Origin of the sequence: Bradyrhizobium sp. PRIMUS42, from assembly GCF_023006515.1 — a bacterium.
GTDB lineage: Bacteria > Pseudomonadota > Alphaproteobacteria > Rhizobiales > Xanthobacteraceae > Bradyrhizobium.
Window position 1 is genome coordinate 1 of sequence record NZ_JALBGZ010000204.1, and the last position, 9,221, is coordinate 9,221.

Below are 9,221 nucleotides of genomic sequence, written 5' to 3' on the forward strand. Positions count from 1 at the left end.
AGCCCGCCGCGCGCGCTGATCGCATCGACGAGATCGAGCGCGCGTGCCGGCCCATCGACCATCGACACGGCGGCGGCGTGGTTGAGCTCGATCACCGGTGAGGGACCGATGCGCAGCAACACCTCGTAGAGCCCGGCGATCTGCCGCCAGTCGGTCTGCTCGAAGCTCGGCGCACGCGCATGCAGCGCGGCAATCGCGGCCTGTACGGCATAAGGCTGCGGCCGGCCGGGGACGCGCAGCGCATCGTCGACCAAACGCAGGCCCTCTTCGATCTGCGCGCGATCCCACAGGATGCGGTCCTGCTCCTCCAGCAGCACGATATCGCCGGCCGTCGTCTCGCGCCCGGCGCGGCGCGCATCGTGCAGCAGCATCAAAGCCAGCAGGCCCTTGATACCGGCGCGATCCGGTATCAGCCGGTCGAGCAAGCGGCCGAGCCGGATGGCTTCAGCCGCAAGATCGGGCCGCATCAGATCCGCGCCGGCGGTCGCGACATAGCCCTCGGTGAAGACGAGGTAGATCACGGCGAGCACGCCCTCGAGCCGCGGCGCCAGCGCACCGCGCTCGGGCACCTCATAGGGGATACCGGCGAGCCTGATCTTCTGCTTGGCGCGGACCAGCCGCTGCGCCATTGCCTCCTCACTGAGGAGAAAGGCGCGCGCGACCTGCGTGGTCGACAGCCCGCAGACCGTGCGCAGCGTCAGCGCGACCTGGACCTCGGCTGCGAACGCCGGATGGCAGCAGGTGAAGATCAGCCGCAGCATGTCGTCGTCGAGCACTGCCGGCAGTTCTTCGGGCGCCTGCGCGTTCAGCTCGAGCTCGTGCACCAGCGCCTGCTGCTTGCCGCGGAAGGCCGCCTGGCGGCGAACCCTGTCGATCGCCTTGTGCTTGGCGACATTGACCAGCCAGGCGCGCGGATTGTCGGGCAGATCGCACGCCGGCCAACGTTCGAGCGCAACCGCAAAGGCGTCCTGCAGCGCGTCCTCGGCGAGATCGAAATCGCCGACGAGGCGGATCAGCGTGGCCCGCGCCCGCCCCGCCTCGTCGCGGAAGATCTTATCGATCTCGGAAGGGGTCATGCGACGCGCAGCTCAGCCGTCACTTGTCGTAAACCCAGATCGGCCGCACCTCGATCGAACCGACGCGCGCGCTCGGAATTCGCGCTGCGATCTCGATCGCAGCGTTGAGATCCTTGGCCTCGATCAGATAGTAGCCACCGAGCTGCTCGCGCGTTTCCGCGAACGGACCGTCGGTCGTCAGCGTCTTGCCATCGCGCACGCGCACCGTGGTCGCAGTCGTGGTCGGGCGGAGCCGATCGCCGGCCTTGAAATTGCCGTTCCGGATGATGGATTGCGTAAAGGCCTCATACTCCGCCGACATCTTCTGGGTGGTGCCCGTGTCAATCTTCGCGTACTCGACCTCATTCTGGTAGATCATCAGCAGATATTGCATCGCTTCACTCCTGTTGTTCGGCTCTGTCGCCGACACCCAGTCGAACGGGGCACGCTCCAAACGACATCTTCAGGATAATTTATTTCCGATACCGCGTGCGCGGCGATCTCGGCTTGACGGAACCGTCACAAATGCTCCATGCGTAAGCCGTCAGTCGGCCGGACGGCCGCTCCGGCAAGCGCCGAAAGGCCGCCGGGGAGGAAAGTCCGGGCTCCCTTGACATGCGGTGCCGGATAACGTCCGGCGGGGGTGACCCCAGGGAAAGTGCCACAGAGAACGAACCGCTCCCTCTTCGGAGGAAGTAAGGGTGAAAAGGTGCGGTAAGAGCGCACCGCGGGTCCGGCAACGGAGCCGGCATGGCAAACCCCACCGGGAGCAAAACCGAATAGGGACGGCGTAGCGGGCTGTTCGCGCAAGCGATAACGCCGCGGGGCGATGTCAGGCCCGCCGTCCGGGTAGGTTGCTCGAGGCCGTGTGCAAACACGGTCCCAGAGGAATGGCCGTCACGTATCGTTCGCGCAAGCGGACGGTGCCTTACAGAACCCGGCTTACAGGCCGGCTGATATCTTGCAACGAGGGGTTCGGCGTGAATGCGCCGGGCCCCTCACCATTTGGGCCGACGCGCAGCCATTCAGATGGTGTCATTCCGGGGCGTGCGCGGCACGAGCCCGGAATCCATTCATCCACCGGCCCTGCCGCCTGATGGATTCCGGGTTCTCGCTGCGCGAGCCCCCGGAATGACGGCGAGAGTTACGCGACGATCTTCTCCAACACCGCCATCAGCGCCTCCGGCGCCGTCACGTTCGGTGCATGACTGGCGTCGAGGTCGAAATAGCGCCAGCCGTCCTCGCTCTTCGTGCGCTTGGCAAACTGTCCGAACACATCGCCCGGTGGAATGCGCGTGCAATAGATGTAGCTGCGCGGCATCGATGGCTCGCCATGTGCGAGCCTCAATCTCGTCTCGAAGCATTTGATCGGCATGTCCACCCGGCGGGCATTCAGCCAGTCGAGATCAGCTTGCGGCGTATCCGGCGGCGGCGGGTTCGGCGGAACACGATAGCCGTCGCCGGAGCTTGCGGCCTTGCGCATCGGCTCGCGTCCATCCCCGTGGAGATCGAACAGCGACTGGCCGTCACGCGGCACGAAGGCGTCGAGATAGATCAATTGCGTCACGCGCTCGCGGGCGCGATCGGCGACACCGGTGGCGACCATGCCGCCATAGCTGTGGCCGAGCAGCACGATGTCGTTGAGATCTTCGAATCTGATGACGTTGAGGATGTCCTGGATATGCGTCTCGAGGTCGATCGAGGGACTGGCAAGATGCGCGCGCTCCCCAAGGCCGGTGCAGGTCGGCGCCACCAGGCGGTGACCGGCCTCAGCCATCAGCGGATGCATCTTCTTCCAGGCCCACCCGGCGGACCAGGCGCCATGACAGAGCAGGAAGGTCTTCGCACGCGTGGCCATCGGCGTTTCCATCGTTCTTGTTGATACGATGGAGTGTAGCGGCAGGCCGCGCGATGTAAACGCTGCGGCCGCTTATGCCGCGCGCGTATCCGCCTTCACCAGCACCGGCGCAAGCTCATCCGCCTCGCGCCGCAGTTTGCTCGCCTCGAATCCGTGCATGCCGAGCTGCCATTGCAGCCCGACGATGGCGCCCTTGGTCGGCTGCAACAATGCGAGCGAAGCGAACAGCGTCACCGGCAGCCACACCGCGAGTTGCAACCACTCCGGCGGCGCGTAGGCGGTCTCGACCGCAAGGATCGCCGGCACCACGAGATGGCCGACCACGACCATCACAAGATAGGCCGGAAAGTCGTCTGCGCGCTGGTGAAACAACTCCTCGCCGCAATGGTCGCAAGCGTCAGCCACCTTGAGGAAGTGGCCGAACATGCGCCCTTCCCCGCAATTTGGACATTTGCCGCTGAAGCCCCGCCACATCGCCTTTGCCAGAGAGACCGTCATGACCACACCTCTTCCTTTCCAACGATCCATACAATATTATCTTGCATCCATACATTCAAAGGATATGGGCCTAAATTGCATGGATTGGACTCCTACAATCTCGGAGCTCTCAGGGCCGCGCTACCAGCGCATCGTCGAGGCCATGGAGGCCGACATCGCCGCCGGCCGGCTGGTGCGCGGCCAGCAATTGCCGACCCAGCGCGCTCTCGCAAAAGCGCTCGGCATCGACCTCACCACGGTGACGCGCGCCTACACCGAGGCGCGGCGCCGCGGCATCATGGAAGCTCGCGTCGGACAGGGCTCGTTCGTGTCGGAGACCAGCGCGCGCCGCGCGGCCGACCTGCCGCATCCCGTCGCGATCGATCTTTCGATGAACGTGCCGCCTCATCCGCTCGAGGCGCAGCTCGACGAACGCATCATCGCCGGGATGGAAGCGATCCGGGGGCAATCGGGCCTGACGGCGTATCTCAACTATCAGCCGCCCGGCGGCAGCGCACATGAACGCGAGGTCGCCGCGCGCTGGATGCGTGCTCGGGTGCCACACGCGCAGGCGGACAAGCTCGTGATCTTTCCGGGCGCGCAGACGATCCTGTTCAACCTGCTCGCCTATCTCGCACGCCCCGGCGACATCGTGCTGACGGAAGCGCTGACATTTCCCGGCATCAAGGCCGCCGCGTCGCGGCTCGGCGTCAAGCTCGTCGGCGTCGCCATGGATGAGGGCGGCATCCTTCCCGATGCGCTGGCAAAGGCTTGCCGCGTGCACCGGCCAAGGGCCGTCTATCTCATTCCGACGCTGCACAATCCGACCACCGCGACGCTTTCCCCCGAGCGGCGCAGCGCCATCGCAAGGATCATCAGCGATACCGACACGATCCTGATCGAGGACGACGCCTACGGCCTGCTCGACCGCTCGGCATCGCCGATCGCGGGCCTCATTCCGGAGCGGACTTATTTGGCGACCACGCTGTCGAAATGCATCGCGCCGGCGCTGCGCGTTGCCTATCTGGTGACGCCCGACAGCGACGCACAGCGGGAGATGCGGACATATTTGCAGGCGACCGTGCAGATGCCGGCGCCGCTGATGGTCGCGCTGGTGACGCATTGGATCGAAAGCGGCATTGCCGATCGCATCATCACCGCCATCCGGAGCGAGGCGGTCGGACGTCAGCAGCTCGCGCAGCGCGCGCTGAAGGGCTTCAAGTTCCAGGCCAAGCCCGCCGCGCATCATCTGTGGCTGCGGCTGCCTGAGGACCGGCCCGATCTCGCCGCACATCTCCTGCGGAATGGACTTGCGGTCGTCGCCGGCGATGCCTTCACAGTCGATGGGACACCGCCGCACGCGGCACGCGTCTCGCTGGGGGCGGCACGCAACAGATCGGAATTGACGGAAGCGCTGCGCATCCTGGTCGGCGCGCTGCAGAAGCCCGCCGACACCAGGCAGATCGTCTAGATCATCGACGATGACGGCGATGGCTGGAGCGCACGGCCGGTGCCGCAGGCGACGGATAGACCTGCGATGCATACGCATCGTCAGGCATTCCCTGCAGCCCGCGCGCCGCGCGTCCTGCAGGCGTGAGCTGGCCGCCATTCAGCACATCGCGGTCGGGATGGGCGGCCTGGTAAGCCGCGGGCTCGGAAAGCTGCGCCTGGGCCATTGTCGGCGTCAGCGCCGCCGCCAGCAGCGCGGCTGCAACGGCAATCTTGGCGCGGGTCATTTCATTCTCCATCATCGCATTCGGGACCGATCGATCCGAGCGGATGATCATTTCGGGCGGCCCCAAGATTGAGGTACGACCGTCATGTAGGCGCATCTGCCGTGAAAGCCCGAGGCCGCAGATCACGCTTGCGTGCAGCGTGGATTGACCTGCATGGCAGCAAGCGTGTTATGCGAGCGATTGCGATCAACACTTCGGGATCGCCCGGCGAAGAGGACGATCTGTTGGAAATGCTCACCTACGTCCTGCTGCTGTTCGGCGCGCTGGCCGGAGGCTTCGTCTCGGGGCTGGCGGGATTCGGCACGGCGCTGATGGCGCTCGGCATCTGGCTCTACGTGCTGCCGCCCTCGCTCGCCGTGCCGCTGGTGCTGATCTGCTCCGTGATCGCGCAGACCTCGACGCTGCCCTCGATGTGGAAGAGTTTTGATCTCTCGCTGGTCTGGCCGTTCCTGATCGGCGGGTTGATCGGCGTGCCGCTAGGGACCACGCTGGTCGCCTCGGCCGATCCAAAAGTTTTCAAGCTGAGCGTCGGTGTCCTGCTCCTGATCTTTTCGAGCGCGCTGTACCTGAACAAGAAGCCGCTCGCCATCACGTTCGGCGGCCGCATCGCCGACGGCGCGATCGGCTTTGCCGGCGGCATATTGGGCGGCCTCGCCGGCCTGTCGGGTCCGCTGCCGATCCTGTGGGCCAACATCCGCGGCTGGAACAAGCACGAGCGGCGCGGCATCTTCCAGCTCTTCAATTTCACGGTGCTTGCCACCGCGCTGGTGCTGCAGACCGCCTCGGGCCTCGTTGAGTTCAAGGTGGTCTGGCTGGCGCTGATCGCGTTTCCGGGCACCTTGATCGGCGCATGGGCCGGTGCGCGCGTCTATCACGCGCTGAGCGACAAGCATTTCGGCGATGTCGTGCTCGGCCTCTTGTTTCTGTCAGGCCTCGGCCTGGTCTGGAACAGTTTTGGCGTGCACTAGCCTTGCGCCCCTTCTCGCCAGCGCCATGCCGCCGGCGACACCGACGCCGAGCACGTAGACCCAGCCCGGCGTGAAGTCGAACAAATGGGTGTTGAGCAGCGAGGTCAGCATGTTCTGCACCACGACCAGCAGGCCGATCCAAGCGGCCAGCGCCTCGTCGCGAAACAGCGAGAGGTGCGCAAACCAGAGCGCGTAGAGGATCAGGACGCCGACGACGCCCCACTGCACGGCGACGCTAAAGGTCTGATTGTGCGGGTTGCTGACGATCTCCCCGCGCAGTGGATCGATCTTCGCATCGGCAGCCGCGCTTGCGAACAGGCCGCGGATCGAGCCGGTGCCATGGCCGACCAACGGCGCATCGGCGATGAAGCCCAGGGACTTTCGCCAATACTCCAAGCGTGAGCCCATACCACTGACCTGACCATCCTGCACGCTCAGCTCATAGTCTCCGCCGAACTTGGCCACCGTCGTGCGCAGATTCGGCGAGACGTTCCAGAGCAGCAGGGCCAATAACACCATGGCGCCTACGACGAGCAGCGCCGTACGTCGGCGCAGATGCAGGAGCGCGAACACCATCACCAGGATCGGCAGCGTCACCAGCGCCGTGCGCGAAACCACGACAAAGATCATGTTGGCGAGGAATCCGATCGCGAGTGCCACCAACAGCACCGCGATGGTCATGCGGCGTTGTCGCAGCAGCGCCACGATCGGATAGACCAACGCCAGCGCACAGAGCGCGAATTCCTGACTCTGGTCGATATAGTTGCGCACCGCGATCCCGCTTTCGACCTTGTAGGGTCCACGCGACAGATAGAGCTTCAGCGAGAGTGCCGGGTCGATGGCGACGGCGAAGGAATAGAGCATCAAGGCCGTGCAGGACGCCAGGAACGCGTAAAACACCCAATGGCCGTAGGGCCAGCGCTCGAACTGGTAGATCAGGAGCGGAATGACCAGCAGCTTCGTTGCCGGCCCTATCGCATGGATTCGTTCCGGCCACGGCGCATCCGACCAGAGCGTGCCGACGGCGGCGAGCGCGACCAGCGCGATCGGCAGCAGGCAGATCGGACGAAGCAGCGAACGCGGAAATTCGCGGAGATCGACGAACGCGAACGCGATCAGCCAGGGTATGAGCGCAAAGATCAGCCCGGTCGTGGTCCACGGCAGCAGCAGAGCGATCAGCGCGACGAAGCGGGCCGGCGTGCGATAGCGCGCCGCCCAGATTGCGGCGAGCCAAGACACCCGCTGCTGCTCGTTCGTCACTCCGGTCATTGACTCTTCTGCAGCCGATCATCCACACCGCCCGGCAAGTTAGCCGGACCAGCCAGGATGGAACAAGCTGCCGTTACGCAGGCTCGCGGGCGACAGGCACCATCGGCTCTGGGCTCTCCTGCTCAGGAGCCTTCTTCTTTGCCGCCAAAGCCAGACGCTTGCCGAACTCGCGGCGCAGCAGCCAAAGGCTTAAGCCCGCCTGGAACGTGGTCGCCGCGACCGACAGATACCAAACGTATTCCATGCGAAAGCCCGGCCGGGTCGAGAGCCAGATCGCCGGCAGCGAATAGGTGAACACGCGCGTCGCCGAGCTCAGGAGCACCGGCTTGGTGTTGCCGAGGCCCTGAAACATGCTCGAGCAGGTGAAGATCAGGCCCTGCGCCACCATGTTGAGCGAGATGATGCGCAAGAACAGGAAGGCGATCTCCATCGTCTCCCGGTCGTTGGAGAAACCGGCGAGCAAGAATTCGGGCTTGAGCTGCGCCACGCACATGAACCCGATCATCACGACGGTGGCGATCAACGCCGCCTGGACGAAGGTTTCGCGCACGCGCGCGCCGTTTCCGGCACCGACATTCTGGCCGGCGATCGGGCCGGCCGCCAGCGCAACCGCAAGCGCCGGCATCTGGATCAGGGCGAGGACGCGCTGTCCGATGCCGAAACCCGCCTGCGCTGCCGCGCCGAAATCGCTTAGCACGTAGTAGACCACCGCCATGAAGATGAACATCATCGCGAACTCGCCGCCGGCCGGCAGGCCGACATTGAGGATGCGCTTCAAATGGCGCGGCTGCGGGCGCCACTGCGCCGGATTGAAGGCGACATAGCGCTCGACCTTGCGGAAGTACGCCAGCAGCATCAGCACGCCGATGGCGACGGCGATCGAGCTTGCCAGCCCCGCCCCGGCAACGCCGAGTGCGTAGCCGGTGCCCCACCCCGAGATCAGCACCGGCGCCAGCGCGATGTTGATAGTCACGGCAAGCACCTGCACCAGCATGGAGGGACGTACGATACCGGTGGCGCGCAGCGCAGATCCCATCACCTGGGTCACGAACTGCAAGGCGAGCGCCGGCATGAACCACAGCAGATAAGTGGTCCCAGCCTCGATCGTGGCTTGATCCGCGGCAATCGAGCGCATGTAATGGCGCGACAGCGCGGCACCTGCGACCAGAGTCAGCACTCCGAACAGCGCCGACAGCACGATCGCCTGGTTGAAGATCAGGTTGGCGTCCGATCGGTCCTTGCGTCCCACGGCATGCGCGATCAGCGCCACCGTGCCGACGCCGAGCACCTGCATCAGCCCGTTGACGAGAAAGCCGGCATTGCCCGCCGCGGCGACGCCCGCGACGGCGGCATCGCCCAATCCCGAAACGAAGTACAAATCGACCAGCTGGCAGATCATGATCGAGATCATGCCGACCATGATCGGCGGCGTCATGGCCAGGATGTGTCTAACGATGGAGCCGTTCGTCAGGTCTTTCATGTCATTCCATCCTTGGCCACGATGCATCGGGACATCTGCCCCGCTGCCGCGCGCCTCATTCCGCTGCTGCGATATGTCCGAGCTCCACCACCTGGCGCTCGAACAGGCCGCGATAGATGCCCCCTGGCTTGCCCGCGAGCACAGCATGCGTGCCCTGCTCGACGATCTCGCCGCGGTCGAACACCAGGATCCGATCGAGGCTGCGCACCGTCGATAGCCGGTGCGCGATCACGATCGAGGTACGGCCCTTCATCAGCCGCTCCATCGCTTGCTGGATCAGCGCCTCCGATTCCGAATCGAGGCTCGAGGTCGCCTCGTCCAGGATCAGCACCGGCGCGTCCGCGAGGAACGCGCGCGCCAGCGCCACGCGCTGCCGCT

The 9,221-nt window shown here is 65.2% G+C and carries 9 protein-coding genes, 1 other RNA gene and 1 pseudogene; 3 read left to right on the plus strand and 8 right to left on the minus strand.

Features of this window, described 5'->3' with window-relative positions; translation table 11 throughout:
- Both MOV75_RS17130 and MOV75_RS17135 read right to left on the minus strand, forming a co-directional pair.
- Positions 1-1,076: RNA polymerase sigma factor (locus tag MOV75_RS17130; protein ID WP_247006242.1), on the minus strand; the 1,076-nt coding region annotated here is incomplete at its 3' end.
- Positions 1,077-1,095: 19 nt separating this feature from the next.
- The gene (locus MOV75_RS17135; RefSeq protein ID WP_246923026.1) at positions 1,096-1,449 is read right to left on the minus strand and encodes a YciI family protein; all 354 of its coding nucleotides are present in this window, start codon (positions 1,447-1,449) and stop codon (positions 1,096-1,098) included.
- 150 nt (positions 1,450-1,599) lie between these two features.
- Here MOV75_RS17135 and rnpB point away from each other — a divergent pair.
- Positions 1,600-2,016: RNase P RNA component class A (rnpB, locus tag MOV75_RS17140), an RNA gene on the plus strand.
- Positions 2,017-2,199: 183 nt separating this feature from the next.
- On the opposite strand, the gene MOV75_RS17145 is transcribed toward rnpB, so the two are convergent.
- Together MOV75_RS17145 and MOV75_RS17150 are read right to left on the minus strand one after the other, a co-directional pair.
- Positions 2,200-2,913 carry an alpha/beta fold hydrolase gene (locus tag MOV75_RS17145; protein ID WP_246923022.1) on the minus strand — a complete coding sequence of 238 codons (714 nt, stop codon included), beginning with the start codon at positions 2,911-2,913 and terminating at the stop codon, positions 2,200-2,202.
- A gap of 72 nt (positions 2,914-2,985) precedes the next feature.
- Positions 2,986-3,441, minus strand: coding sequence for a DUF983 domain-containing protein (locus MOV75_RS17150; RefSeq protein WP_246923017.1), 456 nt, complete (start codon positions 3,439-3,441; stop codon positions 2,986-2,988).
- A gap of 49 nt (positions 3,442-3,490) precedes the next feature.
- On the opposite strand from MOV75_RS17150, the gene MOV75_RS17155 reads away from it, so the two are divergent.
- Positions 3,491-4,861: a PLP-dependent aminotransferase family protein gene (locus tag MOV75_RS17155; protein WP_246923015.1), complete on the plus strand. Its 1,371-nt coding sequence runs from the start codon at positions 3,491-3,493 to the stop codon at positions 4,859-4,861.
- Position 4,862: 1 nt separating this feature from the next.
- Here MOV75_RS17155 and MOV75_RS17160 read toward each other — a convergent pair whose 3' ends face one another.
- The gene (locus MOV75_RS17160; RefSeq protein WP_246923059.1) at positions 4,863-5,126 is read right to left on the minus strand and encodes a hypothetical protein; all 264 of its coding nucleotides are present in this window, start codon (positions 5,124-5,126) and stop codon (positions 4,863-4,865) included.
- Between the two features lie 224 nt (positions 5,127-5,350).
- Between MOV75_RS17160 and MOV75_RS17165 the strand changes: the two genes are divergently transcribed.
- Positions 5,351-6,094: a sulfite exporter TauE/SafE family protein gene (locus MOV75_RS17165; protein WP_246923055.1), complete on the plus strand. Its 744-nt coding sequence runs from the start codon at positions 5,351-5,353 to the stop codon at positions 6,092-6,094.
- Here MOV75_RS17165 and MOV75_RS17170 read toward each other — a convergent pair.
- From MOV75_RS17170 to MOV75_RS17180, 3 genes and pseudogenes are all read right to left on the minus strand, one after another.
- Positions 6,053-7,363 carry an O-antigen ligase gene (locus tag MOV75_RS17170; RefSeq protein ID WP_246923010.1) on the minus strand — a complete coding sequence of 437 codons (1,311 nt, stop codon included), beginning with the start codon at positions 7,361-7,363 and terminating at the stop codon, positions 6,053-6,055. The genes MOV75_RS17165 and MOV75_RS17170 overlap by 42 nt on opposite strands.
- 73 nt (positions 7,364-7,436) lie before the next feature.
- Positions 7,437-8,843, minus strand: a complete 1,407-nt coding sequence (locus tag MOV75_RS17175) for an MATE family efflux transporter (RefSeq protein ID WP_246923006.1) — start codon at positions 8,841-8,843, stop codon at positions 7,437-7,439.
- Between the two features lie 55 nt (positions 8,844-8,898).
- Positions 8,899-9,221 (minus strand): annotated as a pseudogene (locus tag MOV75_RS17180) (ABC transporter ATP-binding protein); the annotation flags it as partial.

What these genes read in the sequence shown, in the direction of transcription:
- MOV75_RS17135 (WP_246923026.1), bottom strand. Translation starts at nt 1,449, where the DNA reads ATGCAATATCTGCTGATGATCTACCAGAATGAGGTCGAGTACGCGAAG.
- MOV75_RS17145 (WP_246923022.1), bottom strand. Translation starts at nt 2,913, where the DNA reads ATGGCCACGCGTGCGAAGACCTTCCTGCTCTGTCATGGCGCCTGGTCC.
- MOV75_RS17150 (WP_246923017.1), bottom strand. Translation starts at nt 3,441, where the DNA reads ATGGATCGTTGGAAAGGAAGAGGTGTGGTCATGACGGTCTCTCTGGCA.
- MOV75_RS17155 (WP_246923015.1), top strand. Translation starts at nt 3,491, where the DNA reads ATGGATTGGACTCCTACAATCTCGGAGCTCTCAGGGCCGCGCTACCAG.
- MOV75_RS17160 (WP_246923059.1), bottom strand. Translation starts at nt 5,126, where the DNA reads ATGACCCGCGCCAAGATTGCCGTTGCAGCCGCGCTGCTGGCGGCGGCG.
- MOV75_RS17170 (WP_246923010.1), bottom strand. Translation starts at nt 7,363, where the DNA reads ATGACCGGAGTGACGAACGAGCAGCAGCGGGTGTCTTGGCTCGCCGCA.
- MOV75_RS17175 (WP_246923006.1), bottom strand. Translation starts at nt 8,843, where the DNA reads ATGAAAGACCTGACGAACGGCTCCATCGTTAGACACATCCTGGCCATG.